The following is a 26,180-nucleotide window of genomic DNA, read 5'->3' as shown; positions in this document are numbered from 1 at the left end:
TGGATCAGGACCATGACGAGGCAAAAACCTTTAATCTCTGTCATTACGCCTTCCTATAACGCGGAGGAATTTATCGAAAAAACCATTAAGTCCGTCTTAAATCAGACGTTTTCCGACTGGGAAATGATCATTGCCGATGATTGCTCAACAGATGGGACAAGAGACATTTTGAAGCGCTATGAAGAAGATGATGAGCGGATCCATGCCATTTTTCTGAAAGAGAATCAAGGTGCTGCAGCGGCGCGAAATGCGGCGCTCAGCAAAGCCGAAGGGCGCTATGTCGCCTTTTTGGACAGCGATGATGTTTGGAAAGCAGAAAAGCTGGATAAGCAGCTCGCCTTCATGAGAAAGCATCAGCATGCTTTCTCATTTACGGCATACGAGCTGATCAGCCAAGACGGCGAACCGCTTCATAAAACCATTCATGCACCCGTAAGCCTTACATATGATGATGTATTAAAAAATACGATCATCGGCTGCTTGACGGTGATGATTGACAGAGAACAAACGGGTGATATCCGGATGCCGAATATTAGAACCCGCCAGGATTTGGCGACATGGCTGTCCGTATTAAAGCGGGGGTTCAAGGCATATGGACTGAACGAACCCCTCGCGGAATACCGCATCGTTGAAACATCGATCTCCAGAAACAAGTGGAAGGCGGCGCGAAAAACCTGGTACGTATACAGGGAAATCGAACGACTTCACTTGATGAAAGCGACATGGTGCTTTTTCCATTACGCTAAGAACGCAGTAATGAAAAGATTATAACGGCATTGACAGAAAAGGTGATTGAAAGTGAAAGCAGATCAATTCATACACGTCATAGTAGCGACAGGTGAATGGGGGCAGGATCAGCTAAGATACAGAAGGCACCGCCTTGCTGAGTTTTTAGCAGGCCGCAAGGAGACGAAGGAAGTCATTTGGGTTTGTCCGTCTGAAAATCCTTCCCGTGAGACTTTTACATTGCTTGACAACGGAATCAAGCAATTTGCAGTCAAAGATTTTTTGAAAAAGAAAATATTCAGGTTTGCCCGCTACAAAGATGTTTTCTATCAAAGCAAGCTGAAGCCGCTGCTTGACCGGCTGAAAGAAGACGTTCAGGGAGAAAAGGTGTGCTTATGGTACACCTTCCCCGGCTTTCCGCTGCTGTCGTCGCTTTATCAATGGGATCAGGTCATCTATGACTGCAGCGACCTGTGGGCGGCCCCGATCAGCGGTAGCCAAAGCCTTGTCTCAGGATTCAGGCAAAAGGTCATTTTTGAAGCTGAAGGCAGAATCATCAAAGCTGCTGATACGATTTTTTGCACTTCCGAATACTTGCAACAAAATGTAGCAGACCGGCTTCAAGGAGAGACAAAGCCGGTTTTTACAATCGAAAACGGTGTGGAGTACAGCTTGTTTGCAGAAAATATGCAAAAAGCGGATGTATTGAAGGGAAGGGAAGGAACCGTCCTCGGCTTTATCGGAGGAATCAAGCCGAAGCTCGATTTTAAGCTCGTCAAAGAAGCTGCCAGAACAAAAAAAGAGTGGACATTTTTATTTGTCGGTCCTGACGGGACAAACGGAGACGAAGATTTTAAAGCGCTTCTTGAAGAAGATAATGTCATCTGGACGGGCCCCGCTGCGCCGTCAGAAGTACCAGCTTATATGAATGTAGTGGATATCGGTATCATGCCGTATAAACCGTCGCCATATAACAATGCGGTATTTCCTTTAAAGCTGTTTGAATTTTTGGCTGCCGGAAAGCCTGTCGCAGGTATGAACCTCCCTTCAACGGAAAAGGTTGAACAGGAACACGTTTACCGTCATTTAACAGGAAACGACCCCGCTGAATTTACAGCGGTTTGTGAAGAGCTGGAGCTTGCGCATGATGATGTTTCCCATGTGGAACTGCGCAGAAAGATCGCACGTGAAAGAGACTGGCATCATCTATTTTTAATGATGCTTGATAAATTGAACTTGAATAAGGATGCATAATTTGCGGCGGGGGATATTAATTCGTGATGTTTCTTTTGGCTGGAGCTTGTTATAATAAATAATGAAATTGTATAATGAAAAGGTATGATCTTTTATACGACCAGACTTCATTTAAAAAGGAGACTTCCTTATGTCTTATGAACGCACTGTAATTGCGTTTTTTGTCTCTCTCATTACTGTTTTAATTATTACTCCGCTTGTCAAACGTCTAGCAATCAAATCCGGGGTCGTGGATCAGCCGGATAAACGAAAGATACATGATAAAGTAATGCCGAGAATGGGCGGTTTAGCCATTTTTATAGGAGTATTGACCGGTTCGTTTGCCGGCGGCCTTTATGAAAACAGAATAACAGCAATTACACTCGGTGCTTTTATGATCGTAATTTTAGGCATTGTAGATGACAAATACAATTTAAGCGCGAGAATTAAATTTATCGTACAAGTATTAGTAGCCTGCATCATCGTCAGTACAGGCTTGAAAATGGAATTTTTATCGATTCCGTTTTGGGATCTTCGCTTTGATTTGGGGTGGCTCGCATACCCGTTGACGATTTTGTGGATCGTCGGGATCACCAATGCCATCAATTTAATCGACGGATTGGACGGACTGGCTGCGGGTATATCCGTCATCGGCCTCTCGACGATTGCCGTCATGGCGTTTTCTGCCGATAAAATCTTGATCTTCTCTTTGTCGCTGGTAGTCATCGGAAGCACGGTCGGCTTTCTGTTCTACAACTTCCACCCGGCGAAAATTTTTATGGGAGACACGGGCTCGCTGTTTTTGGGCTATGTGATCTCGGTTCTGTCGCTGCTGGGGCTGTATAAAAGCGTGACTCTGTTCAGCGTCGTCATCCCGATTATTATATTAGGAGTGCCGATATTTGACACGACATTTGCGATCATCAGGCGGATTTTAAACAAGCAGCCGATTTCGGCTCCCGATAAATCGCATATTCACCACAGGCTGATGGCCTTCGGCCTGTCCCATCGGAAAGCCGTTATCGTCATTTATTTAATCGGCGTCGTCTTCAGCCTGAGCGCCATTCTTTTAAAAACCGCAACCCTATGGGTGTCCATCTTCATCATCTTCGGCTTAATACTGTTCATGCAGATCATCGCAGAGGTGACAGGCCTTGTAAATGAGCAGTACAAGCCTTTTACGAAGTTTTACAGGCGGATGGTGAAGAGGAATTAATGAACGCAAAAAACCCCTGGTTTCCAGGGGTTTTATTTTTACCGCATTTCCGGAAGTATCATAAGCGGGTTTTTAATAATGGCTGAATAACTAAAACTTTATGAAAAGGAGGGTTATTTATGGATGATCATTACCTTGGACAAATCGAACAAATAGTGAAAGCATTGTATAAATCCTGGTCTTCAGATTCAAGTTCAAAATGGAGTAAGGATAACCCTGCCAAGGGACAATGCGGCGTAACCGCGCTAGTCGTAAATGATATATTAGGTGGAGAAATAAAGAAAACAAAGCTGCCTGAAGGGTGGCATTTTTATAATTTTGTCAATGGTAAAAGATATGATTTAACGGTTTCTCAATTCAAAGAAGACATCCTGTATATGGATATTCCCTCAAATAGAGACGAGGCATTCTCAGATACCAGCGAAAAACAGTATAATTATTTAAAGCATAGTATGATCAATCATTTGCCTTGTTCAAATAGTAAGTTACGCTAGCTTAAAAAGAAAGGGGAACCCTAAATATATAAAGAGTTCCCCTTCAATTTATTCATTTATGAATTTAACATTCAACAGAGCCGATCAATAAGAAGCAGCAGACGATTCAGCTGAGCTGTCCGCACCGTCAGCGGTTGCGGAAGATTCAGACGATGTTCCGCTCGAATCGGCAGCTGAGTCCGGGTACAAATGATGGGTCAATTCATTTTGCACGTTTTCCAGGTTTTGCTGGTCAGGCTCAAAGTAGTAAACATTTGCAATCGTAAGATCCTGTCCTGTGATGTTTAATGTTTTGATATCATCGCCGGCAAAGCCGCTGTAAATTTGTTGAAGCGCCAGCGCCTGCGTGATTCTAAAATTCGTCTGAATGTTTTTGCTTGCTTTTTGGGCAATTGTATCAATTTTAGCGAGGTTTTGCGGTTTTGAGATTTGATCAAGAGCGGCTTTTAAAATTTGCTTCTGTCTGTCGTTTCTCCCGAAGTCTCCACGCTTATCCTGTTTTCTCATCCTTGCGTAGGCAAGAGCTTCCTCACCATTTAGATGCATATTTCCTTTTTTAAAATAGATTCTCTTCGATTTGGAGACATCGCTTTTTTCGCTAAAGTCAAACGGCACATCGACATCGATTCCGCCGATTTCATCGATGACATCTTTAAACCCGTCAAAATCGACCGTTGCATAGTAGTCGATCGGGATTCCGAGGAAATCCTCAACCGTCTCAATTGTTTCATCCTTGCCGCCTTTTGCATAGGCCGCATTAATTTTTGTTTTTGTGCCGGTTGTGTCGCTGGCCAAATGAACCCTTGTGTCCCGCGGAATGCTCAGCATTTTCATCGACTTCTTTTTAGGATCGAGCGTCACGACAATCAGGGAATCCGTCCGGCCGTGCTCGCCGTTTGTCGAATAATCTTCAACCCCCATAAAAAGAATCGAGAACGGCTTTTTTTGAATATCAACAACATCGTCCCTGAGCTTCGACTTCTCTCCGCGTTCAAGCTCATCATAAGTGCCGTCAGCCGCGGAAATCGTGTTTATAATTTTATATATGCCCACTCCGCCGACTGCGAGAAGTGCGAGCAGCATAAGGACTATAAACCGTTTAATCAGCCTTCTCTTTTTATTCTTTTTTTTCCGCACTTTCACTTTAATACGCTCAGCCATAAGATGATTCTCCTTTAATTATTAAAAGCTTCTTCCAAATAGACTTGAATGCCTTCTCTATTCTCACTCTTGCCATTTGTTAATTCGGTTATCCATTCCGTAAATGCCTGTTTTTCGCTTTCCTTGACATACGTTTCAAATTCGACATCGTCTGCATAGTGAACGTCTTTTATTTGATAAGGGGACTCGCGAAGCTCGTTTTCAAGCTTGCCGATCCATGTATAGTTCACAGTGGTGTGCATGACCCGCATCAGCTTTAGTTCGACAACGCCGACATGGTTCAGCCCCTCTGACACGGATTTTCCGTAAGCCCTTATCAATCCTCCTGCGCCGAGTTTAATGCCGCCGAAATATCTCGTCACAACGGCGCATGTATCTTTAAGGTTGCGTTTCTTCAAAACTTCAAGCATCGGTACGCCCGCTGTCCCGCTCGGTTCTCCGTCGTCATTCGCTTTTTGAATTTGATCATTTTCTCCTATGACGTAAGCCGAGCAATTATGCGTCGCATTCCAATGCTGCTTTTTTATGTGGTTGATAAAGTTCTGTGCTTCTTCTTCAGTACTGACGCGGCTCAAGTGGCATATAAACCGGGATTTTTCAATCACGATTTCATGGGTCCCTTCACCTGCAACAGTCAGATAGCTTTGCAGCATGCCTGCTTACCTCCTGACAAGCCTGCGGCTGTTCTCCTAAAAATCGAACAGACTTAGAATTTTGGCGCGTATTTTGTTATGATTAAATAGAAATGGATCGGTAACCATAAAAAAACCAGAATACGCATTCTTTCATTATAATTCGACACGAATTTCAGTTCAATGAAATTTATGATAAAACTAAATGACAATGCTGTTACGGAGGGAAAATGGGTGAGCGTTTCCAAAATGGACTCCAAAGTTTTAGATTCAATCATTATGAAGATGTTAAAAACGGTTGACGGGAGCAAGGATGAAGTCTTTCAAATCGGAGAGCAGTCCCGCCAGCAATACGAAGGCTTGGTAGAAGAGCTGAAACAGATTAAACAGCAGGTCAACGAAGTCATCGATCTTGGAGACAGGCTGGAAGTGCATGCCCGCCATGCGCGGAACCGCTTGTCAGAGGTCAGCAGAAACTTTCATAAATTCAGTGAAGAAGAGATTCGCGAAGCTTATGAAAAAGCCCACAAACTGCAGGTTGAACTGACAATGATCCAGCAGCGGGAAAAGCAGCTGAGAGAGAAGCGTGATGATCTGGAACGGCGCCTTTTGGGGCTTCAGGAAATCATCGAGCGTTCAGAAGGGCTTGTCAGTCAGATTACCGTCGTCTTAAACTACTTAAATCAGGATCTGCGCCAGGTCGGCGTTCTCCTTGAAGATGCGCAGGCCAAGCAGGATTTCGGACTGCGGATTATCGAAGCCCAGGAGGAAGAAAGAAAAAGGGTCTCAAGGGAAATTCACGACGGTCCTGCGCAAATGCTGGCCAACGTTATGATGAGATCTGAACTGATCGAACGCATCTTCAGAGACAAAGGAACAGAAGAAGGCTTTCAGGAAATTAAAAACCTCCGGCAAAACGTCAGAAATGCTCTTTATGAAGTCAGAAGAATCATTTATGATTTAAGGCCGATGGCTTTAGACGATTTGGGATTGATACCGACGCTCAGAAAATACTTGAACACGATCGAAGATTATCATGGAAAAGCAAAGATTCATTTCCAATGCATCGGAGAATCCGAAGAAAGAAGAATAGCACCGCGGTTTGAGGTTGCACTATTCCGGCTTGCACAGGAAGCGGTGACAAACGCCTTAAAACACTCCGAATCAACTGAAATTCATGTTAAAGTAGAAGTGACAAAAGATTTTGTGACGCTGATTATCAAAGACAATGGAAACGGCTTTGACTTAAAAGAAGTAAAAGGCAAGAAGAACAAATCTTTCGGTCTGCTAGGTATGAAAGAAAGAGTCGATTTGCTCGAAGGCTCAATGACAATCGATTCGAAAATAGGTCTTGGGACATTTATATTGATTAAAGTTCCACTGTCTTTGTAAAGATAATTGTAAAATAGAGACAAAAGACATATTGACCATAAAAGCGGTGTGTTTAACAATGAGAATGGGGAGGCGTAGCTTGTGACTAAAGTAAATATTGTAATTATTGACGATCATCAGTTATTCCGTGAAGGTGTCAAACGGATTTTGGATTTCGAACCTACCTTTGAGGTAGTGGCCGAAGGAGACGACGGAGATGAAGCGGCTCGCATTGTCGAGCACTACCATCCTGATGTTGTTATCATGGATATTAATATGCCGAATGTGAACGGAGTAGAAGCGACAAAACAACTGGTCGACTTGTATCCGGAATCAAAGGTTATTATTTTATCCATCCATGATGACGAAAACTATGTTACACATGCATTAAAAACAGGAGCCCGGGGCTATCTGCTGAAAGAAATGGATGCCGATACGCTGATCGAAGCCGTGAAAGTAGTAGCTGAAGGCGGATCTTATCTGCATCCTAAGGTTACACACAATCTTGTGAATGAATTCCGCCGTCTTGCAACAAGCGGTGTATCATCTCACGCTCAGCATGAGGTGTATCCGGAAATCCGGAGACCTCTTCACATTCTCACAAGAAGGGAATGCGAGGTACTGCAGATGCTGGCGGATGGAAAAAGCAACCGCGGAATCGGCGAATCATTATTTATCAGTGAAAAAACGGTTAAAAACCATGTCAGCAACATCCTTCAAAAAATGAATGTAAACGACAGAACGCAGGCTGTTGTTGTAGCCATTAAAAACGGCTGGGTAGAAATGAGATAAAGATGGACTTGCCATAAGGCAGGTCTTTTCTTTTGGCAGAAAATTAAACTTTATAATGAAAAAAGCTGCTTTTTCTTTTAGAATAGAAAAGAGTATCTTTCATAAGGAAGGTTTATTTCATGAAAACAGCAGTAGTAACAGACAGTACGGCATATATACCTAAAGACCTGCGTGACCGCTACAATATTCATATGATACCTCTCAATGTGATCTTTGGAGAGACTTCATACAGGGAAGAGATCGATATGAGCTGGAAGGACTATTACAAAGAAGTAAAAGCCCACGAAAATCTCCCGACGACTTCCCAGCCCGCCTACGGCGAGTTGATTTCTCTCTATGAAAAACTCGGTGAAACATATGACGCGGTCATCAGCATCCACCTTTCCAGCGGCATCAGCGGAACATTCAACAGCGCTGTATCAGCAAGCGGTATGCTTGAAGGAATTAAAGTGTATCCGTTTGATTCGGAAATCAGCTGCATGGCTCAGGGTTTTTATGCGATCGAGGCGGCTGAGATGGCGGAAAAAGGAGCGGCTCCTGAGGAAATCATCCGCCACTTGGATCATATGAAAACCTCGATGAGGGCTTATTTTATGGTTGACGACCTTTCACATTTGCAAAGGGGAGGACGTCTGAGCGGCGCCCAGGCTTTTGTCGGAAGCCTTTTAAAAGTAAAGCCGATCTTGCATTTTGAGAACAAGCTGATCGTTCCCTACGAGAAAATCCGGACGAGAAAAAAAGCGATGAACCGTTTATTTGAGCTTTTTGGCGAAGATGCCGAGAAAGGAAAGCCGCTGAGAGCGGTTGTGATTCATGCCAACCGTGAAGAAGAAGCCGATCAAATAATCGAAGAATTGTCGAAGCAATATGCACATGTCGAATTTTATAAAAGCTATTTCGGGCCTGTGATCGGCACTCACCTTGGTGAAGGAGCGATGGGTATCGCCTGGTATACAGTATAAAAGCCAATCTCCGTTTTGCAAAACGGAGATTTTTTTTTCAACTGTTTTGAAGGGAGATTTTTAGATTTTGACTGTTTTACAAGAAACCATGGATGATAGATACTAAATGGCAGATTGGAGGTGATTCACATCGAACAACCGGCATTCTATACCCGTGAATTGCGGTCATGTTTGGAGCAGCGCCACCTTCTGAAAAGCGAACTTCCTTTTCGTGAATCCGTCGTTGATTGGCATATCCAAGAAGGCTTGATAAAAACGGAGGAAGGTATTAAAAAAACGAAGAAAGGCTTTATTTGTTTGAGGTGCGGCCAGCACGAACGCTCATTTTTCGCCCGGTATCCTTGCTATCGGTGCAGTAAATGCTGCGTGTACTGCCGATCCTGCGTCATGATGGGCAGGGTGAGCGATTGTACGCCTCTGTTGACTTGGCACATGCATGTCAGCCATAAATGGGCGCCTGTTCATACGGAGTGGAAAGGCGCGCTTTCAGCAGGTCAGGAGAAAGCGGCCAAATCCATTATCAATGCTATACGAAGAAAAGAAGAACTGTTGGTCTGGGCGGTTTGCGGGTCGGGGAAAACAGAACTTCTCTTTCAAGGGATCGAATTCGCGCTGAACAACGGCTTGACAGTATGTATCGCTACTCCGAGAACCGATGTCGTACTCGAGCTTGCTCCGCGGTTTCGCCAAGCCTTTCCAGGGGTGGAAATTGCCGCTTTGTACGGAGGAAGCTCAGACGTTGGGAATCTCTCGCCGCTTATCATTTCAACTACCCACCAGCTGCTCCGCTATAAAGAAGCATTTGACGTGATCATCATAGATGAGGTGGATGCTTTTCCGTATTCTATTGATAACACGCTGCAATACGCTGTTAAAAAATCGGCAAAACGGCAAAGCGCTCACATCTATTTAACTGCCACGCCTTCAGCAGATATGAAAAAAAGGGCTGAGAGCGGAAAGCTGGACACCGTCCGTATTCCCGCGAGATTCCACCGCAGCCCCTTGCCTGAACCTACATTGATTTGGTGCGGAAATTGGAAAAAGAGTTTGAAACGAAGAAAAGTTCCTTTTCGCCTCAAAAAATGGCTTTTTAAGCACCAAGAACTGCAGCAACCGGTTTTTTTATTCGTTCCCTCTGTCCCTGTTCTTAAATCTGTGGTCAGTGTGCTGAAAAAGGAAACATTTCGCGCTGAAGGAGTTTATGCCGATGACCCTGACAGAAATGAAAAAGTGAACCGGTTTAGGGAAAGTAAGCTTGAGGTGCTCGTGACAACAACGATTTTGGAAAGAGGAGTGACCGTCAAAAAAGCGCAGGTTGGAGTATTGGGGGCAGAGTCGGCGGTTTTTACCGAAAGCGCCCTCGTCCAAATGGCGGGAAGAGCCGGCAGGCATCCCGAGCACACAGATGGAGACGTCTGTTTCTTTCATTACGGCAGGACAAAGTCGATGAATGCGGCACGACGTCATATTCAAAACATGAATAAAATGTCTAAAAAGGAAATGTTGATTGACTAGTCTGATATTCATGGTAAAGTATACCTATGAATATAAAATGAGGAGCGGTGCCGGATGCTAGTCAACGCCAAAGAAGCTGTTTTGGAAGAGTTGTTTGATCAGTATATCGATCAGCTGCACATGAGCTGTACGTGCAGCAGGTGCAGGGAGGATGTGCTCGCCTTGGCTTTAAATGCAGTAAAACCGCAATATGTAACAGATCAGTCGAAGCTGGCTTACATAAAAGCAGAGCTCGTTGACAAACAAAAGAATACATCAATGCTTGTCACCTTGGCTGAAGCTGCCAGAAAGGTGAATGAAAACCCGCTTTGCGCAAGCAATCGAAGAGGGAGGGAATAAACTGAATTGTTTAATTTGTGCAGCGCCTCTTTTACATTCTCTCTCATGGCATTCTTTTTTCTTTTTACGATCAGAAGAGAAAATATGCAGGGAATGTAAAGAGAACTTTATCGAGATCAAAGGAACCGTATGCCCTAAGTGCGGACGGCCACAGGGGAGCGAAGAGCTGTGCGGTGACTGCGCAAAATGGGAGGCCAATCCGTTAACCCGCTCTCTTTTGAGGCAAAACCGCTCTGTTTATCTCTACAATACTTTCATGAAAGAAGTCCTTGCCCGTTTTAAGTTCAGAGGTGATGCTGAACTGGTCTTCGCTTTTGCCCCTTCATTTATCAGCGCTTTTCAACAATACTTCCGCCGCAGCCCGTCTGTTTTAGTTCCGATACCTCTCAGTGAAGAACGTAAAGCGGAGAGGGGATTTAATCAGGCGGAGCGTCTTGCTTCCTTATTACAAATACCCGTTATTCATCCCTTGATCAGAATCGAAAATGAAAAACAATCCAAAAAAAGCAGGAAAGAGCGAATTAAGCCAAAAACCGTTTTTAGAACCGAAAAGGGGTCAGTAAAGAATCTGGATGTCATATTGATTGACGACTTGTATACGACAGGAGCGACCCTTCATCATGCCGCTGATTGCCTGATGACATCCGGAGAAGCAAAATCTGTATCATCATATACATTAATTAGAAGCTAAATCATTTTTCTTCCCTGCCGATATAAAAAATAGAATTTAAGGATAGGGGTCAAAGTTTATGAGTCAATTGGCGAATTGTCCAAGATGTAACGCATTGTTTATGAAAAGCAGTTTTCAAACCGTTTGCGCTTCATGCTTGAAAGAAGAAGAGCGCGCGTATGAAATTGTTTATAAATTTCTGAAAAAACAGGAAAACCGGCAGTCCACGATGTTTCAGATCGTAGAAAAAACAGGTGTCGAAGAAGAGTTAATATTGAAGTTTATTAGACAGAAACGCATTCAAATCTCTAATTTCCCGAATCTCGGCTATCCGTGCGAAAGGTGCGGCACGCTTATTCGGGAAGGACGTTATTGCATGTCATGCGAGCAGGATTTGGCATCGCAAATGAGTCAATTAGACCAGCTGGAGCAGCTTGAAAGAGAGAGAAATAATAGTTCTAAAGGCACGTACTATACCTTTAAGCCCAAAAATGACTGATTCCCTAAACTAACTTGAAGCTCAGACGATAAAATGAGTATGATCATAGATAACTATGGCGGAAAGTGAGAGGAATCCCATGAAGATCAACCAATATGGAACACAACCTGTTAATCCTTATCATAAATCATTTGAAAAACAAACAGCTTCTTCACAGGGAGCAGCCCAGCCGGAAGACAAAGTTGAGATTTCCGCGAAAGCAAAGGAGCTGCAAAAAGGCCCTGATTTAATGAAGGAGCGTCAGGAGAAAATTGCCCAGCTGAAAGCAGCCGTGGAGAATGGAACGTACAAAGTTGACGGCAAAGGCATAGCTGAAAAAATGGTCAATTTTTATAAACAGCAATAAAAGGAGGAAGTCAGTTCAGTGAAACGGGTGATTGAAGAGCTGGAGCGCTTATGCGTGCTGCATGAACATCTGCTGTCTCTGTCGGAACAAAAAACGGAGGCGCTGAAGACGAACGAAATAAAGGCACTTTCAGAAATCGTGACGAAAGAACAAAAGTATGTGCAGGCCATTGAACAAACGGAGCAGTCCCGCATTGAAGCAACTAAAAGCTGTATCGGCAGCTCGGACGCGACGATCAGCGCATGTATCAGCAAAGCTGCGGGCGGCGAGAAAAAGGTGCTGGAACAGCTGTATGCCAAGCTCTCACAGCTCGTCACCCGTTTGAAGGATGTGAACGATTTGAACAAGCAGCTGACTTTTCAGTCGCTTCAATTTATCTCGCTTACATTTGATATGCTCCTTCCGAATGAAGGCGGTTCGAATTACGGAAAAGAGCAGCAGCCAAACCAGACAGGCGGGGTGAAACGGCTTTCTTTATTCGATTCAAAAGCTTAGAACGGAGTGAAAAAGATGACAAATCCAACTTTTTTAGGGCTGGAAATCGCAAAAAGAGGCTTGTCCGCGCAGCAATCAGCTCTGAGCGTGACAGCAAACAATATATCCAACGCCAATACCGAAGGGTATTCAAGACAGCGTGTTACATTTAAAGCATCAACCCCTTATCCGTCCGTATCAAGAGACTCTGTCGGACTTGCAGGCCAGATGGGTACAGGCGTTGAAATCGGTTCGGTTGAAAGGGTTAGGGACAGCTTTCTGGACTATCAATACAGGACGCAGAATACAAAGGCCGGCTATTACAATGCAAAAGTGGACGCTTTTAACCAAATGGAAGGGATTATGAATGAACTGAACGACACCGGACTAAACAAAGTTCTGAATTCATTCTGGAATTCCATTCAGGAATTGACGAACAACGCCCACGAACCGAGCGCTGCTTCTGTTGTTGCGCAAAAAGGGCAGGCGGTCGCCGATACATTTAACACTCTGTATGAATCGCTGACAACCGTTCAATCAAATTTAGGCGACCAGATTGATCAAAATGTGATGACGATTAACTCGCTTTTGTCCCAGCTGAACAGCTTGAACGAGCAAATCGCCAAAGTCGAGCCGAACGGCTATCTCCCGAACGATTTGTACGATAAGCGTGATCAGCTCCTTGATGAACTGTCTTCAATGGTTAATATCAAAGTCAGCTATGCGAAAACCGGCGGCAATCCACTCGCAACCGCTGAAGGCATTGTGTCAATAGAAGTCCTTGACGTAAACGGCCAGTCTCTGGGCAAGGTTCTTGACGGGCCAAACTTCACGACTGAAACTGTCAAAGTGAATTACGACAACGATACAGGCCTTGTGACGGGCGTTTCCCTCGGCGGGACGGACATCGGCATCGATTCGTTTACTAGCAAAGGGTCCCTGCTCGGTTTAATCGAATCTTACGGATATATGTCAAACGGTGAAGAAAAAGGTTTGTATCCCGAAATGCTCGCAGATCTGGATACGATGGCGCTTGCTTTTGCGAAAGAGTTTAATGCAGTCCATCAAAGCGGGTTTACTTCATCGGGAGAACCGGGAGGCATTTTCTTTGAATTTACCGGAGGAGAGGCTGAGCCTGCAAAGGGAGCCGCCGGCAAAATCAAAGTAGCCGATGAGATCATGAATTCAAAAGGCGATAAAGTCGCCGCATCGCTGAATGGTGAAGCGAGCGACAACGCCAACGCGACAAATCTCGCTAATGTCTTCACCAAGAAAATTCAAATCGGTGACAAAACGACGACCGTTTTAGACTATTACGCAGGCATCATCGGTGAAATGGGCGTAAAAGCTCAGGAAACAAACAGACTGGCCAAAAATACAGAAACGCTTGTAAACACTGCTGAATTGAACAGACAGTCTGTTAGCGCCGTATCATTAGACGAAGAAATGTCGAACATGATCCAATTCCAGCATGCTTATAACGCGGCTGCGAGAATGATTACGCTGCAGGACGAAGTCCTCGATAAGATTATTAACGGCATGGGTGTCGTGGGAAGGTAGGTAGAGATTCATGCGGGTAACCCAAGGGATGATTGCAAAAAATTCTTTGCGCTACATCAATTCAAGCTATGGAAAACTGGATAAGCTTCAATCCCAGATTTCTTCGGGAAAAAAGATCACAAAGGCATCCGACGATCCCGTCGTCGCGATGAAAAGCCTGAAGTACAATACACAGCTGTCCCAGGTTAAACAATATCAAAGCAATGCCTCGCAAGCTTTTACATGGCTTGAAAACACGGAAACGAACATTACAGAAGGCATTGATATCATGGCGAAAATCAGGGAGCTGACCGTTAAGGCTCAAAACAGTACAAACGGCAAGGATGAATTAAATGCGATCGGGGTCGAAATCGGCCAACTGAAAGACCAGCTGATTCAGATCGCCAATACGCAGGTCAACGGCCGCTACCTTTTTAACGGAACGAACTCTGACGTCGCTCCGATCACAAAAAACGCCGATGGTACTTACACATACAATTTTGAAAACTATACAAGCAGCTCTGACGTTCTCATCAATGTTTCGCCAAACGCAACCTTAAATGTAAACTCAAATCCGATTTCGGCTTTCGGCGGACAATCAAGCAGCGGACAAAACGTCTTTGAAATGATTGAGTCTCTCGAAAATGCCTTAAAAGCGGGAACAATGGAAGGAATGGAAAACGCCCTTTCAGACATTGACCAGTTCTCCAATCAGATGAGCAATGAGCGGTCTGATATCGGAGCGCGCTACAACCGGCTCGAATTGATCAATGCGCGGCTGAGCGAACAGGAAGAGACGGCGACAAAGGTATTGTCAGACAACGAAGATGTTGAGCTTGAGGAGATCATTACTGAATTTATTACACAGCAATCGGTTCACAGAGCTGCACTTGCCGTAAATGCGAAAATCGTTCAGCCGACACTGGTTGACTTTTTAAGATAAAAGCAACTCTATCCGAGTTGCTTTTTTTCAGCAAAAGGAGGATATCATAATGGAGATGCCTAGGCTGATCATGCAAAATATCCCCGGCCGCATCGGTTTAACAACGACGCCGCCAGATTTGAAAATGGAACAGCCGCGCGCTGACTTGAAAATCGAGCAGCCGCCGGCCGAACTGAAGATTACAACCACCCCTTCAAAGCTCACGATTGACCAGACAAAAGCTTGGGAAGACTTAGAAAGAAAGCATATATTTAAAAGGATTGAAGAAGGGGCGCAGCAGGGCTATCAGGATTGGCTCGCCGGAATGGCACGGACCGCTGAAGAAGGAGACGAAATGATGCGGATCGAAATCGAAGGCAATCCGCTTGCAGACCAGGCGAGGCGGAACAGCGAGCCTGAACCGATTCAAATCGGCGTTCATTTTACGCCGTCATTTGACAGGGTGAAAATCGCATACGAACCGGCTAAAGTGAACATTGAAGCGACGCCGCGCAAGCCTATCATCGAAGCAACGCCGAATAAACCGGTTGTTAACTATACGCCGGGCAGTGTGAAGGTTGACATGCTCCAATATCCGGAGGTAAAAATAGATGTGGAATACCCAAAACAAAAGTAATTCAGCAAAGGATCGTGAATGATGATCATTAAAACAAAGTATCACGGAGAAACGCAAATTCAAGAAGACCAGACAATCGTGTTTAAAAACGGCCTGCCTGGATTTACAGGGGAGAAGAAGTTCGTCATCCTGCCGCTTTCCGAGGATTCGCCGTTCGTCGTCCTTCAGTCGGTGCAGTCGGAAGAGCTGGCATTCATTGTCGCCAGTCCGTTCGTCTTTTTCAAAGATTATGGCTTTGATCTTGATGAAACGACGGTTGAACTTCTTGAAATCGAATCTGCCGAAGACGTTGAAGTAATGGCGATTTTAACGATCGAAGAGCCATTCGAGAAATCAACGGCCAATTTGATGGCGCCGATAGTGGTGAACCGCAGAAAGATGCTTGCCAAGCAAGTGATTTTGCATGACTCTTCTTATCTGACAAAGCAGCCGATAGGAGGGGAAGCATGCTAGTCTTATCCCGCAAGCTCAATGAAGCGATTCAAATCGGAGACGATATCGAAGTGAAAATCATATCCGTTGACGGAGATCAGGTGAAAATCGGCATCGACGCGCCGAAGCATATCGAAATTCACCGCAAGGAAATCTATTTGGCGATCCAGGAAGAAAACAGCCGGGCCGCTTCCATCTCAAACGATTTGCTTGCGAAATTATCCTCACAAAAAAAGTGAGGATTTTTTTATTTTTGCTATAAACAATTTCAAGGCACCTCCGATATAAAATATGTAGCAGGAAGGACAGCCTGAATGCTTCAAACATGCACATGGACGTGCAATCAAACACATTTCAAGGAGGAAATACACAATGAGAATCAACCACAACATTGCAGCGCTTAACACGCTGAACCGTCTGTCAGCAAACAACGGCGCAAGCCAAAAGAACATGGAGAAGCTTTCTTCTGGTCTTCGCATCAACCGTGCCGGAGATGACGCAGCAGGTCTTGCAATCTCTGAAAAAATGAGAGGACAAATCCGCGGTCTTGAAATGGCTTCTAAGAACGCTCAAGACGGCATCTCTCTTATCCAAACAGCTGAAGGTGCATTGACTGAGACTCACTCAATCCTTCAACGTGTTCGTGAACTAGTTGTTCAAGCTGGAAACACTGGAACACAACAAACTGAGGATTTAACAGCTATCCAAGACGAGATCAAAGCATTAAAAGACGAAATTGACGGCATCTCAGAACGTACGGAATTCAACGGTAAAAAATTGTTGGATGGTACTTTCAAAGCACCAGCAGATCCAGCAAACCCAGCTGCAGGTGAAAAATCTTTAGTTTTCCAAATTGGAGCTAACGCAACACAACAAATTTCTGTTAACATTGAAAAAATGAGCACTGATGCATTAGGAGTCAAAGATCCTGCAGATACTACGGGCAGAACTCTAGTAACCAACCAATCAGTTAAAGATATCGATGTAACTAAATTTGCTGATAATGCAGCAACTGCAACAGATGTAGGTTTTGATACTCAACTTAAAATCGTTGATTCAGCGATCAACCAAGTATCTGCACAACGTGCTAAACTTGGTGCGGTACAAAACCGTCTAGAGCACACAATCAACAACCTTGGTGCTTCTTCTGAAAACTTGACAGCTGCTGAGTCTCGTATCCGCGACGTTGACATGGCTAAAGAAATGAGCGAGTTCACAAAGAACAACATTCTTTCTCAAGCTTCTCAAGCTATGCTTGCTCAAGCGAACCAACAGCCGCAAAACGTTCTTCAGTTGCTTCGTTAATTTTAAAAAGATCTTGGCCTTTGCCAAGGTCTTTTTTTACATTTGTCCAAGAATCCTTTGCAGGGATTCTTTTTTTAAATTAAACCACTTTGTCTTTTCTCATAATTTTTTTCCATAAAGATATTTAATCTCATTCGCCCTTAGCCGATATAAGTTTTAGATCATAGCATAGGGGATGGTAAAAATTGTCGATCAATAGATTGTCATCTTTAGAACCCATTATTGATGCTTACAAAACACAGATGTTGAATAAACAGTATGAAGCTGTGGAACGCCCGCAGCAGACGGACGCTGCAGAATTTACATTTGCTCAGCTTGAAAAAACCATACAAGGCGCAAACAACCTTTTGGAGCCGTCGCAGGTGCACCTACAGTTTGTGCTTCACGAAAAATTGGGAGAGTATTATGTGAAGGTCGTGGACAATCGGACAGAGGAAGTCGTCCGCGAGATTCCGCCAAAGGAGTGGCTCGATTTTTATGCGGCGATGGCGGAATTTATGGGGTTAATTGTCGATAAAACTACATAGAACAGGAGTGTTAAAGATATGGCGATCAGAATATCAGGATTAGCTTCAGGTATGGATATAGACGACATTGTCAGCAAATTAATGAAGACGGAGCGCGTCCCGCTTGATAAGCTTACTCAAAAGAAACAGACTTTGGAATGGCAGCGCGACAGCTATCGTGAAATCAATACGAAAATTAAAGATTTGCAGGAATCCATCAACCTTATGCTCCGTCCCAGCACGTACGGCGCGAAAAAGGTGACAAGCTCTGACGAGTCGGCGGTTACGGCAACAGGCACCACGAATGCGGCGTCAGGCACGATCCAAGTCAACAAGCTGGCGACTGCGGCCACCTATAAATCTTCCAGCCTTTCAGGGTATACCGGGAGCGATCAAACGCTAACTTTCCAAGTGACAGCACCTGGAGAAACGACTGCGAAAAAAGTTGAAATCAGCGTCAGCAGCACGGATACGCTGGATGACATCGTTTCCAAAGTCAACAAATCAAATTTGGGCGTAACCGCTATGAAAGAAAAGATTTATAACGGTTCTGAATATGTAGAAACGATCGCTTTCACATCAAAAGCAACCGGCGCAGGGGGCAGCATACAGGCAGCTGATGATGCGACGGCGAGCTTTATGTCCAATCAGCTCGGATTTGCGCTTGATGCCGACAACAAGCTGACAGCCAGCCAAGCCGGCCAAAACGCCGAAGTTGTCATCAACGGATTGCAGATTGAGAAGACAACGAACAACTTTACCGTTAATAATGTGACATATCAGTTGAAGAATACGACAAACAGCCCCGTTTCGCTTGATGTAGCGACTGATGTTGACGGGATTTATGAAAAGATTAAAGACTTTGTCACACAGTACAACGAACTGATCGATATGGTCAACGGCAAGCTCACGGAAAAGAAATACCGCGACTATACGCCGCTGACAGAAGAACAGAAAAAAGATATGACGGAAAAGCAAATTGAGCTGTGGGAAGAAAAAGCGAAAAGCGGATTGTTAAGGGGCGACACGATTTTAAGCGGCGCCACCAATCAAATGAGGACAGATTTTTATTCGAATGTCTCTGTGAACGGCGAATCGCTGCAGCTCACTCAGTTTGGAATTACGACATCAAGCGTATACAGTCAGCGCGGTCATTTAGAGATCAACGAAGAAAAGCTGAAAGCGAAAATTAAAGAAGACCCTGACAGTGTGGCAAACCTCTTTATGGCGGGAACGAGCAGCACGGAAAATTACAATGAAAAAGGCATCATGAGACGCCTTCAGACGGTTTTGACCGATACGAAGAAGCAGATTGAAGATAAAGCCGGAAATTCAGCAATGGCAAACAATCAATTTACAATCGGGAAAAACTTGAATACAGTTGAATCTGATATTTCGTCCATGAATAACCGCCTGACACAAATCGAAAATCGCTATTATACAAAGTTCACGGCGATGGAAAAAGCGATTCAAAAAATGAATGAACAATCGACATACTTGGCGCAATTGCTTGGACAATAATTGTAATTTGGAGGATCAACAATGGCTTTAAACAATCCGTATGCAGCTTATCAGCAAAATTCAATCAACATGGCGACTCCTGGAGAATTGACGCTTATGCTATTTGACGGCTGCCTTAAATTTATGAAGCTGGCGAAACAGGCGATTGAACAAGAGGATATGGAAACGAAAAATACGAACCTTGTCAAAGCTCAAAACATTATACAGGAGCTCAATATCACCCTTGATCGGAAAGTCGAATTGGCCGCTTCGATGGGGGCGATGTACGAGTATATCCACCGCCGCCTGATTGAAGCAAACATTAACAATGACAAAGATATCGTGGCGGAAGTCGAAGGGTATGTCAAAGATTTACGCGATGCCTGGAAGCAGGCGCTTCAAATTGAACGGCAGGGCCGGTTCGGATCGGGCGGACTGGCATAATGGAAAAGATTGAGCTGCTCTACAGCGAAACAAAACATATGCTCGCTCAAATAAAAGGCGCCCCGGAAAGCGACGAGCTGGTTCAGGCAATTGAAGATTTTCTTAAAAAACGCGATGGCTTGATCCGCGAGATCAAGCCGCCTCTTTCTGAGACGGAAAAGCGGCAGCTGCAGCAGGTGACGGATATGGAGCCATTGATCATGGCCGAACTGAAAAGGCTGCAGCAGGCTGTCAAGCAGGAGCTGCTTCAGGCGAAGCAGAAGCGTGCCATGCATCATTCCTATATCAATCCGTACGCCAACATGACGATTGACGGCACATATTATGACAAGCGCAAATAGGTGATCGCTTTGACAAGCACCGACGATTACATGCTCTTAACGACTTATTATCAGCTTTTGTTTACGATTGAAGAGGGGTTTTGCTATTTAATAGAAGCGAATCAAGATTTGGCGAAGACAGAAGGAGAGCGGATTTTTAACGATTTAATCTATGCTTTTTTTCAGTTGGATTCGTCGCACGCTGTTTTGCTGTCGATTTTGGAGACAAGCTGTGCCAAATCTTCGATTCGTTTTTTTGACAGAGTCTTCCGTGAGTTTGACAGCTTGATCTACTACAATTATCCGTCTGCTGAATTTCAGCATGACTTGATCCATCACTTTTTACCGCTTTATCGGGAATGGATGAAAACGATCCACCAATGCATGAAACCTTATGTCATCCATTAATGGCATACATCTGTCAGGATTCTGCAGGTGTATGCCGTTATTTTTTGTTCTTATTTTATCCGCATGTGAATATATTTAAGATTTAATAAAGGGGCTCAGATGGCAGGAGACAAACTTCGTCAAAATTCACGGATTTTTCACATAATTTTTACGTTTATGCAGGAATTCAGCAGGGAAAAGACGAAATATATTTACATATCCTTAATATAAAGGAGGCGTTCTTTTGATGGAGTTCAACGTCAGAGGAGAAAATATTGAGGTAACACCAGCGTTAAGAGAACACGTCGAGAAGAAGATTGGAAAGCTTGAGCGTTATTTTGAAAATAACGTTGATGCGATTGTTCACGTCAACTTAAAATTCTACAATGATCAGGAATCAAAGGTGGAAGTGACAATTCCAATGACAGACCTCTCTCTCCGTGCGGAAGTTCACCACGAAGATATGTACAATGCAATCGATCTCGCAACGAACAAACTGGAACGTCAAATACGCAAGCATAAAACAAAAGTTAACCGGAAATTCCGCGAAAAAGGTTCTTCGAAGCATGTTTTTGCAGAAGGAAACGGCATCGGAACGGCCGTGCAGGAAGACATTGAGGATGAACAGCCGCAGGTTGTCCGTCAAAAGCGCTTTAATTTAAAGCCGATGGATAATGAAGAAGCGATTTTACAAATGAATATGCTTGGACACAGCTTCTTTGTATTCACGAACGCCGAAACCAATCTGACCAATGTGGTCTACCGAAGAAACGATGGAAAATACGGTTTGATCGAGCCGAACGAATAAATATATCGAGTCCCCTCCCGGATCTTCCGCAGAGGGGATTTTTTCCGTTCCCCCGCGGTAAATTGTTTGGAAATGACAAAAGGTATGATATGATATTGCATATATAAAAATTACTGTTTACTCATGCTTAAACAAGGAAATTAAAGAGGAGCGTTATTCTATGCTTGGAATTTTAAATAAAGTGTTTGATCCGACAAAACGCACGCTCAGCCGTTATGAAAAGAAAGCGAACGAGATTGATGCGCTCAAGGCAGATATAGAGAAGCTTTCAGACGAAGCTTTGAAGCAAAAGACGATCGAGTTCAAAGAGCGCCTTGAAAAAGGCGAAACGGTTGACGATCTTTTGGTTGAAGCGTTTGCCGTTGTCAGGGAAGCTTCCCGGCGCGTGACAGGCATGTTTCCGTTTAAGGTTCAGCTGATGGGGGGCGTCGCCCTTCATGAAGGGAATATCGCCGAAATGAAAACGGGGGAAGGTAAAACGCTGACTTCCACAATGCCCGTTTACTTGAACGCTCTGTCAGGGAAAGGCGTTCACGTCGTGACGGTCAACGAATACCTGGCGAGCCGCGACGCTGAAGAGATGGGGAAAATCTTTGAGTTTCTCGGGCTGACGGTCGGCCTAAACCTGAACAGCCTGTCAAAAGACGAGAAGCGTGAAGCCTATGCAGCAGATATTACGTATTCTACGAATAATGAGCTTGGCTTTGACTACTTGCGCGACAACATGGTGCTTTATAAAGAGCAGATGGTTCAGCGCCCGCTTCATTTTGCGGTCATCGATGAAGTCGACTCCATTTTGATCGATGAAGCAAGAACGCCGCTCATCATTTCTGGACAAGCGGCCAAATCCACCAAGCTTTATGTTCAGGCCAATGCGTTTGTCCGCACGCTAAAAGCGGATCAGGACTACACATACGATGTGAAAACAAAAGGCGTTCAGCTGACTGAAGAGGGGATGACAAAAGCTGAAAAGGCATTTGGCATCGAAAACTTGTTTGACGTCCGCCATGTCGCCTTAAACCATCATATTGCCCAGGCGCTGAAAGCCCATGCGGCGATGCATAAAGACGTCGACTACGTCGTCGAAGACGGTCAGGTCGTTATCGTCGACTCTTTTACAGGCCGTTTGATGAAAGGCCGCCGCTACAGCGACGGACTTCACCAGGCCATTGAAGCGAAGGAAGGCCTTGAGATCCAAAATGAGAGCATGACGCTCGCGACGATCACCTTCCAGAACTATTTCCGAATGTATGAAAAATTGGCTGGAATGACGGGTACCGCAAAAACGGAAGAAGAAGAATTCCGCAACATCTACAACATGCAGGTTGTTACGATTCCGACCAACAAGCCGATTGCCCGCGATGACCGACCGGATTTAATTTACCGGACCATGGAAGGAAAATTTAAAGCTGTTGCAGAGGATGTCGCCCAGCGCTATATGGTCGGACAGCCGGTACTTGTCGGTACGGTTGCGGTTGAAACATCTGAATTGATATCAAGGCTCCTTAAAAATAAAGGAATCCCGCATCAAGTGTTGAACGCGAAAAACCATGAGCGGGAAGCTCAGATTATCGAAGATGCCGGGCAAAAAGGCGCGGTCACCATCGCGACCAACATGGCGGGCCGCGGAACGGACATCAAGCTTGGCGAAGGTGTAAAAGAGCTTGGCGGACTGGCCGTCATCGGTACGGAACGCCATGAATCAAGGCGGATTGACAACCAGCTGCGCGGACGTTCAGGCCGTCAGGGGGACCCTGGTATCACCCAATTTTATCTGTCCATGGAAGATGAATTAATGAAACGCTTCGGCGCAGAGCGGACGATGGCGATGCTTGACCGCTTCGGAATGGACGATTCGACGCCGATACAGAGCAAGATGGTTTCAAGAGCGGTCGAATCTTCACAGAAGCGTGTGGAAGGCAACAACTTTGATGCCCGTAAGCAGCTTCTGCAATACGATGACGTGCTCCGCCAGCAGCGCGAAGTCATCTATAAACAGCGCTTTGAGGTCATCGATTCCGATAACCTCCGCTCCATCGTCGAAAATATGATTAAAGCTTCACTCGAGCGGGCTGTTGCTTCATATACGCCGAAGGAAGATCTGCCTGAAGAGTGGAATCTTGACGGCCTTGTGGAGCTTGTAAATGCGAATTTCCTTGATGAAGGTGGAGTGGAGAAAAGCGACATTTTCGGAAAAGAGCCCGAGGAGATTACAGAGCTCATTTACGACCGCATCAAAACGAAATACGATGAGAAAGAAGAGCGGTACGGCTCTGAACAAATGCGCGAATTTGAGAAAGTCATCGTTCTCCGCGAAGTGGATACGAAATGGATGGATCACATCGATGCGATGGATCAGCTGCGGCAAGGAATTCATCTGCGCGCTTATGCTCAGACAAACCCGCTCCGCGAGTATCAGATGGAAGGCTTTGCAATGTTTGAAAACATGATCGCGGCGATTGAAGATGATGTAGCCAAATTCGTCATGAAGGCTGAAATCGAAAACAACCTTGAGCGCGAAGAGGTCATTCAAGGACAGACGACAGCCCATCAGCCGAAAGAAGGCGATGAGGAAAAACAAGCGAAGAAAAAACCGGTCCGCAAAGCGGTGGATATCGGACGCAATGATCCTTGCTACTGCGGAAGCGGAAAAAAATATAAAAACTGCTGCGGAAGAACAGAATAAAAAGAGGTGCACGCCTCTTTTTATTTTGAACCGGCTGAAATATATGATGAGGTGAAAGAATAATGGAATTGGCAGAAATCAGACAGGAACTTGAAAATATGGCTACTCGGTTAGCGGACTTCAGGGGGTCTCTTTGACCTCGAAACAAAGGAAGCAAGAATCAGCGAATTAGACGAGCAGATGGCTGACCCCGACTTTTGGGGAGATCAGCAGAAAGCGCAGACGATCATTAATGAAGCGAATGCGTTAAAAGACTATGTCAACACGTACAAAAGTTTAAGCGAGTCTCATGAAGAACTGCAAATGACACATGATCTTTTAAAAGAAGATCCTGACCAGGACCTGCAAAATGAACTGGTCAACGAGCTGAAAAGCTTAACAAAGCAGTTTAATGAATTTGAGCTCCAGCTATTGTTAAGCGAGCCTTATGATAAAAACAATGCGATCCTTGAGCTTCACCCGGGAGCCGGCGGCACCGAATCACAGGATTGGGGTTCAATGCTTCTCAGAATGTACACCAGGTGGGCAGAGCGCCGCGGATTCAAGGTGGAAACCCTTGATTACCTTCCAGGAGATGAGGCGGGAATCAAGTCTGTCACTCTCCTGATTAAAGGCCACAATGCCTACGGTTATTTAAAAGCCGAAAAAGGCGTGCACAGGCTCGTCAGAATTTCTCCGTTTGACTCTTCAGGGCGCAGGCACACGTCGTTTGTGTCTTGTGATGTCATGCCTGAATTCAACGAAGAAATCGACATTGAGATCCGTACGGAAGATATTAAAGTCGATACGTACAGGGCAAGCGGCGCCGGCGGCCAGCACGTCAATACGACAGACTCCGCCGTCAGGATCACCCACTTGCCGACAGGCGTCATCGTCACTTGTCAGACAGAGCGATCACAAATTAAAAACCGCGAACGTGCCATGAAAATGCTGAAATCGAAGCTGTATCAGCGCAGAATCGAGGAGCAGCAGGCACAGCTGGACGAAATTCGCGGCGAACAAAAAGAAATCGGCTGGGGAAGCCAGATCCGCTCATACGTTTTCCACCCGTATTCTCTAGTGAAGGATCATCGAACCAACACGGAAATGGGGAACGTGCAGGCGGTTATGGACGGAGACATTGACTCTTTCATTGACGCATATTTGCGTTCCAAGCTTTCCTAAATTGAAGAAAGGCGCATCCACATTGTGAGGATGTGCCTTTTTTGCGGGGAAAATTGCCTGAATCTGGGCAGCTTAAGCCGTAAGAAGCTTTGTCCCTCTGCCGCTTTATTCAATTAATACGTTATTTGGCTGTTATTTACTTACAGTATGCTAAATGCTATACTCTCGATTGGTAATGAATCGTGCGGAGGATGACAGACATGAATATGGACAAAACGAGATATCAATTGTTTACGGTGCTGCGTGACTACGGCTATATCCTGTTTGGATCAGCCGTCGTCGCTGTGACATTTAATATGTTTTTGCTTCCCAACCGGATTGCAGCCGGCGGAGTCAGCGGCATCAGCACCATTTTGCAATCGTTCGGCTTTGAAGCCGCCTATGTGCAATGGGCATTTAATATTCCTTTATTTATTGCCGGGGTTCTGGTACTCGGAGGAAAATTCGGCATCAAGACGCTTGTCGGGTCTGTTTTTCTCCCGTTTGTCGTATACGTGACGCGGGACATTGCTCCGGCGACAGAGAATCCGCTCTTGGCCGCCATTTTCGGCGGTGTCGGCATCGGAGTCGGGATCGGGATGGTCTTTCTCGGAAGGGGCTCGACAGGCGGCACTGCGCTGGCCGCGCAAATCATTCATAAGTACACCGGGCTGTCGCAAGGCAAATGTTTGGCGCTGATTGACGGAACGATCGTCCTGTCCGCGATGTTTGTTTTTAACATCGAACAGGGACTTTATGCTATGCTTGGCGTTTATATATCAAGCAAAACCATCGATGTCATCCAGGTCGGATTGAACCGTTCCAAAATGGCGATGATCATTACGAACCGGGAAGAGGAAGTTCGACATGCGGTACTGAATAAAATCGACAGGGGGATTACGAAAATATCAGCGGTCGGAGGCTATACAGATGATGAGCGGCCTATTTTGATGTGCGTGGTCGGCCAGACCGAGTTCACAAAGCTGAAACAACTCGTAAAACACATTGATGAGTCTGCATTTGTCATTGCGATGGATGCTTCAGAGGTGCTTGGCGAGGGTTTTAAACGCGCATAATCGAGGTTATAATAAAGGTTGACTTGTTAAAGGAGCTGACTTGAA

General features: G+C 45.0%; 30 protein-coding genes. 28 read left to right on the top strand and 2 right to left on the bottom strand.

Features of this window, described 5'->3' with window-relative positions; all coding sequences use genetic code 11:
* The first annotated feature begins 12 nt into the window (after positions 1 to 12).
* The 4 genes from tuaG (at position 13) to TRNA_RS40175 (ending at position 3,669) form a co-directional block, all read left to right on the top strand.
* A complete protein-coding gene (gene tuaG, locus TRNA_RS40190; protein WP_009329674.1) occupies positions 13 to 771 on the top strand; it encodes a teichuronic acid biosynthesis protein TuaG in 759 nt (252 codons plus the stop codon).
* A gap of 27 nt (positions 772 to 798) precedes the next feature.
* The gene (tuaH, locus tag TRNA_RS40185; RefSeq protein ID WP_011198354.1) at positions 799 to 1,980 is read left to right on the top strand and encodes a teichuronic acid biosynthesis protein TuaH; all 1,182 of its coding nucleotides are present in this window, start codon (positions 799 to 801) and stop codon (positions 1,978 to 1,980) included.
* A 130-nt stretch (positions 1,981 to 2,110) separates the two neighbouring features.
* Positions 2,111 to 3,175: a glycosyltransferase family 4 protein gene (locus TRNA_RS40180; protein ID WP_003185739.1), complete on the top strand. Its 1,065-nt coding sequence runs from the start codon at positions 2,111 to 2,113 to the stop codon at positions 3,173 to 3,175.
* Positions 3,176 to 3,294: 119 nt separating this feature from the next.
* Positions 3,295 to 3,669 carry a YunG family protein gene (locus TRNA_RS40175; RefSeq protein ID WP_003185738.1) on the top strand — a complete coding sequence of 125 codons (375 nt, stop codon included), beginning with the start codon at positions 3,295 to 3,297 and terminating at the stop codon, positions 3,667 to 3,669.
* Between the two features lie 84 nt (positions 3,670 to 3,753).
* Here TRNA_RS40175 and TRNA_RS40170 read toward each other — a convergent pair whose 3' ends face one another.
* Positions 3,754 to 4,830: an LCP family protein gene (locus tag TRNA_RS40170; RefSeq protein WP_003185737.1), complete on the bottom strand. Its 1,077-nt coding sequence runs from the start codon at positions 4,828 to 4,830 to the stop codon at positions 3,754 to 3,756.
* Between the two features lie 14 nt (positions 4,831 to 4,844).
* The gene (locus tag TRNA_RS40165; protein ID WP_011198353.1) at positions 4,845 to 5,483 is read right to left on the bottom strand and encodes a YigZ family protein; all 639 of its coding nucleotides are present in this window, start codon (positions 5,481 to 5,483) and stop codon (positions 4,845 to 4,847) included.
* Between the two features lie 213 nt (positions 5,484 to 5,696).
* Here TRNA_RS40165 and TRNA_RS40160 point away from each other — a divergent pair, with 213 nt between their 5' ends.
* The 24 genes from TRNA_RS40160 to TRNA_RS40045 all read left to right on the top strand — a co-directional run bounded on the left by TRNA_RS40160 (position 5,697) and on the right by TRNA_RS40045 (position 26,135).
* Complete coding sequence (locus TRNA_RS40160) at positions 5,697 to 6,854, top strand: sensor histidine kinase (RefSeq protein ID WP_003185733.1); 1,158 nt, start codon at positions 5,697 to 5,699, stop codon at positions 6,852 to 6,854.
* An 81-nt stretch (positions 6,855 to 6,935) separates the two neighbouring features.
* Positions 6,936 to 7,625, top strand: a complete 690-nt coding sequence (degU, locus tag TRNA_RS40155; protein WP_003185730.1) for a two-component system response regulator DegU — start codon at positions 6,936 to 6,938, stop codon at positions 7,623 to 7,625.
* 119 nt (positions 7,626 to 7,744) lie between these two features.
* Complete coding sequence (locus tag TRNA_RS40150; RefSeq protein ID WP_003185726.1) at positions 7,745 to 8,587, top strand: DegV family protein; 843 nt, start codon at positions 7,745 to 7,747, stop codon at positions 8,585 to 8,587.
* Positions 8,588 to 8,707: 120 nt separating this feature from the next.
* A complete protein-coding gene (locus tag TRNA_RS40145) occupies positions 8,708 to 10,102 on the top strand; it encodes a DEAD/DEAH box helicase (protein ID WP_003185720.1) in 1,395 nt (464 codons plus the stop codon).
* Positions 10,103 to 10,156: 54 nt separating this feature from the next.
* Positions 10,157 to 10,441, top strand: coding sequence for a late competence development ComFB family protein (locus TRNA_RS40140; protein WP_003185718.1), 285 nt, complete (start codon positions 10,157 to 10,159; stop codon positions 10,439 to 10,441).
* The gene (locus TRNA_RS40135) at positions 10,398 to 11,132 is read left to right on the top strand and encodes an amidophosphoribosyltransferase (protein ID WP_011198352.1); all 735 of its coding nucleotides are present in this window, start codon (positions 10,398 to 10,400) and stop codon (positions 11,130 to 11,132) included. The genes TRNA_RS40140 and TRNA_RS40135 overlap by 44 nt, the downstream gene beginning before the upstream one ends.
* Before the next feature lie 58 nt (positions 11,133 to 11,190).
* Positions 11,191 to 11,610 carry a TIGR03826 family flagellar region protein gene (locus TRNA_RS40130; protein WP_003185715.1) on the top strand — a complete coding sequence of 140 codons (420 nt, stop codon included), beginning with the start codon at positions 11,191 to 11,193 and terminating at the stop codon, positions 11,608 to 11,610.
* 79 nt (positions 11,611 to 11,689) lie between these two features.
* Positions 11,690 to 11,956 (top strand): flagellar biosynthesis anti-sigma factor FlgM, encoded by a 267-nt coding sequence (gene flgM, locus TRNA_RS40125; RefSeq protein WP_003185713.1) that lies wholly within the window; start codon positions 11,690 to 11,692, stop codon positions 11,954 to 11,956.
* An 18-nt stretch (positions 11,957 to 11,974) separates the two neighbouring features.
* A complete protein-coding gene (locus TRNA_RS40120; protein ID WP_003185711.1) occupies positions 11,975 to 12,451 on the top strand; it encodes a flagellar protein FlgN in 477 nt (158 codons plus the stop codon).
* Between the two features lie 15 nt (positions 12,452 to 12,466).
* Positions 12,467 to 13,990 carry a flagellar hook-associated protein FlgK gene (gene flgK, locus TRNA_RS40115; RefSeq protein WP_003185709.1) on the top strand — a complete coding sequence of 508 codons (1,524 nt, stop codon included), beginning with the start codon at positions 12,467 to 12,469 and terminating at the stop codon, positions 13,988 to 13,990.
* A 10-nt stretch (positions 13,991 to 14,000) separates the two neighbouring features.
* Positions 14,001 to 14,912 (top strand): flagellar hook-associated protein FlgL, encoded by a 912-nt coding sequence (gene flgL / locus TRNA_RS40110; protein WP_003185705.1) that lies wholly within the window; start codon positions 14,001 to 14,003, stop codon positions 14,910 to 14,912.
* Between the two features lie 49 nt (positions 14,913 to 14,961).
* Positions 14,962 to 15,528: a DUF6470 family protein gene (locus tag TRNA_RS40105; protein WP_009329670.1), complete on the top strand. Its 567-nt coding sequence runs from the start codon at positions 14,962 to 14,964 to the stop codon at positions 15,526 to 15,528.
* A 21-nt stretch (positions 15,529 to 15,549) separates the two neighbouring features.
* The gene (fliW, locus tag TRNA_RS40100) at positions 15,550 to 15,981 is read left to right on the top strand and encodes a flagellar assembly protein FliW (RefSeq protein ID WP_011198351.1); all 432 of its coding nucleotides are present in this window, start codon (positions 15,550 to 15,552) and stop codon (positions 15,979 to 15,981) included.
* Positions 15,975 to 16,199: a carbon storage regulator CsrA gene (csrA, locus tag TRNA_RS40095; protein ID WP_003185697.1), complete on the top strand. Its 225-nt coding sequence runs from the start codon at positions 15,975 to 15,977 to the stop codon at positions 16,197 to 16,199. Before fliW ends, csrA begins: the two co-directional genes overlap by 7 nt.
* 133 nt (positions 16,200 to 16,332) lie before the next feature.
* On the top strand, positions 16,333 to 17,265 hold the full coding sequence (hag, locus tag TRNA_RS40090) for a flagellin Hag (protein ID WP_009329669.1): 933 nt from the start codon (positions 16,333 to 16,335) through the stop codon (positions 17,263 to 17,265).
* A 185-nt stretch (positions 17,266 to 17,450) separates the two neighbouring features.
* Entirely contained in the window at positions 17,451 to 17,792 is a 342-nt protein-coding gene (flaG, locus tag TRNA_RS40085) for a flagellar protein FlaG (RefSeq protein WP_011198350.1), read from the top strand.
* Between the two features lie 18 nt (positions 17,793 to 17,810).
* Positions 17,811 to 19,292 (top strand): flagellar hook-associated protein 2, encoded by a 1,482-nt coding sequence (locus TRNA_RS40080; protein WP_009329667.1) that lies wholly within the window; start codon positions 17,811 to 17,813, stop codon positions 19,290 to 19,292.
* 21 nt (positions 19,293 to 19,313) lie between these two features.
* A complete protein-coding gene (gene fliS / locus TRNA_RS40075) occupies positions 19,314 to 19,715 on the top strand; it encodes a flagellar export chaperone FliS (RefSeq protein ID WP_003185688.1) in 402 nt (133 codons plus the stop codon).
* Positions 19,715 to 20,056 carry a flagella biosynthesis regulatory protein FliT gene (gene fliT / locus TRNA_RS40070; protein ID WP_003185686.1) on the top strand — a complete coding sequence of 114 codons (342 nt, stop codon included), beginning with the start codon at positions 19,715 to 19,717 and terminating at the stop codon, positions 20,054 to 20,056. The genes fliS and fliT overlap by 1 nt, the downstream gene beginning before the upstream one ends.
* 9 nt (positions 20,057 to 20,065) lie before the next feature.
* Complete coding sequence (locus tag TRNA_RS40065; protein ID WP_003185684.1) at positions 20,066 to 20,443, top strand: hypothetical protein; 378 nt, start codon at positions 20,066 to 20,068, stop codon at positions 20,441 to 20,443.
* 226 nt (positions 20,444 to 20,669) lie between these two features.
* The gene (gene hpf / locus TRNA_RS40060; RefSeq protein WP_009329664.1) at positions 20,670 to 21,230 is read left to right on the top strand and encodes a ribosome hibernation-promoting factor, HPF/YfiA family; all 561 of its coding nucleotides are present in this window, start codon (positions 20,670 to 20,672) and stop codon (positions 21,228 to 21,230) included.
* Positions 21,231 to 21,390: 160 nt separating this feature from the next.
* Entirely contained in the window at positions 21,391 to 23,916 is a 2,526-nt protein-coding gene (gene secA, locus TRNA_RS40055) for a preprotein translocase subunit SecA (RefSeq protein ID WP_003185681.1), read from the top strand.
* A gap of 62 nt (positions 23,917 to 23,978) precedes the next feature.
* A protein-coding gene (gene prfB / locus TRNA_RS40050; protein ID WP_097366454.1) for a peptide chain release factor 2 occupies positions 23,979 to 25,080 on the top strand; the annotation gives its coding sequence in 2 pieces (ribosomal slippage) (positions 23,979 to 24,050 and positions 24,052 to 25,080; 1,101 coding nt in all).
* Between the two features lie 200 nt (positions 25,081 to 25,280).
* A complete protein-coding gene (locus TRNA_RS40045; protein ID WP_003185675.1) occupies positions 25,281 to 26,135 on the top strand; it encodes a YitT family protein in 855 nt (284 codons plus the stop codon).
* Positions 26,136 to 26,180: the final 45 nt, after the last annotated feature.

Source organism: Bacillus licheniformis DSM 13 = ATCC 14580, from assembly GCF_000011645.1.
GTDB classification, from domain to species: domain Bacteria; phylum Bacillota; class Bacilli; order Bacillales; family Bacillaceae; genus Bacillus; species Bacillus licheniformis.
This window is presented reverse-complemented; position numbering and strand designations above follow the sequence as displayed.

Coding starts and splice junctions, on each gene's coding strand:
- TRNA_RS40175 (WP_003185738.1), top strand. CDS start 3,295: ATGGATGATCATTACCTTGGACAAATCGAACAAATAGTGAAAGCATTG.
- TRNA_RS40180 (WP_003185739.1), top strand. CDS start 2,111: ATGTCTTATGAACGCACTGTAATTGCGTTTTTTGTCTCTCTCATTACT.
- hpf (WP_009329664.1), top strand. CDS start 20,670: ATGGAGTTCAACGTCAGAGGAGAAAATATTGAGGTAACACCAGCGTTA.
- fliS (WP_003185688.1), top strand. CDS start 19,314: ATGGCTTTAAACAATCCGTATGCAGCTTATCAGCAAAATTCAATCAAC.
- TRNA_RS40105 (WP_009329670.1), top strand. CDS start 14,962: ATGGAGATGCCTAGGCTGATCATGCAAAATATCCCCGGCCGCATCGGT.
- TRNA_RS40165 (WP_011198353.1), bottom strand. CDS start 5,483: ATGCTGCAAAGCTATCTGACTGTTGCAGGTGAAGGGACCCATGAAATC.
- TRNA_RS40045 (WP_003185675.1), top strand. CDS start 25,281: ATGAATATGGACAAAACGAGATATCAATTGTTTACGGTGCTGCGTGAC.
- flgM (WP_003185713.1), top strand. CDS start 11,690: ATGAAGATCAACCAATATGGAACACAACCTGTTAATCCTTATCATAAA.
- secA (WP_003185681.1), top strand. CDS start 21,391: ATGCTTGGAATTTTAAATAAAGTGTTTGATCCGACAAAACGCACGCTC.
- TRNA_RS40140 (WP_003185718.1), top strand. CDS start 10,157: ATGCTAGTCAACGCCAAAGAAGCTGTTTTGGAAGAGTTGTTTGATCAG.
- csrA (WP_003185697.1), top strand. CDS start 15,975: ATGCTAGTCTTATCCCGCAAGCTCAATGAAGCGATTCAAATCGGAGAC.
- TRNA_RS40170 (WP_003185737.1), bottom strand. CDS start 4,830: ATGGCTGAGCGTATTAAAGTGAAAGTGCGGAAAAAAAAGAATAAAAAG.
- TRNA_RS40080 (WP_009329667.1), top strand. CDS start 17,811: ATGGCGATCAGAATATCAGGATTAGCTTCAGGTATGGATATAGACGAC.
- TRNA_RS40150 (WP_003185726.1), top strand. CDS start 7,745: ATGAAAACAGCAGTAGTAACAGACAGTACGGCATATATACCTAAAGAC.
- hag (WP_009329669.1), top strand. CDS start 16,333: ATGAGAATCAACCACAACATTGCAGCGCTTAACACGCTGAACCGTCTG.
- tuaG (WP_009329674.1), top strand. CDS start 13: ATGACGAGGCAAAAACCTTTAATCTCTGTCATTACGCCTTCCTATAAC.
- flgK (WP_003185709.1), top strand. CDS start 12,467: ATGACAAATCCAACTTTTTTAGGGCTGGAAATCGCAAAAAGAGGCTTG.
- TRNA_RS40135 (WP_011198352.1), top strand. CDS start 10,398: ATGAAAACCCGCTTTGCGCAAGCAATCGAAGAGGGAGGGAATAAACTG.
- fliW (WP_011198351.1), top strand. CDS start 15,550: ATGATCATTAAAACAAAGTATCACGGAGAAACGCAAATTCAAGAAGAC.
- TRNA_RS40130 (WP_003185715.1), top strand. CDS start 11,191: ATGAGTCAATTGGCGAATTGTCCAAGATGTAACGCATTGTTTATGAAA.
- fliT (WP_003185686.1), top strand. CDS start 19,715: ATGGAAAAGATTGAGCTGCTCTACAGCGAAACAAAACATATGCTCGCT.
- flgL (WP_003185705.1), top strand. CDS start 14,001: ATGCGGGTAACCCAAGGGATGATTGCAAAAAATTCTTTGCGCTACATC.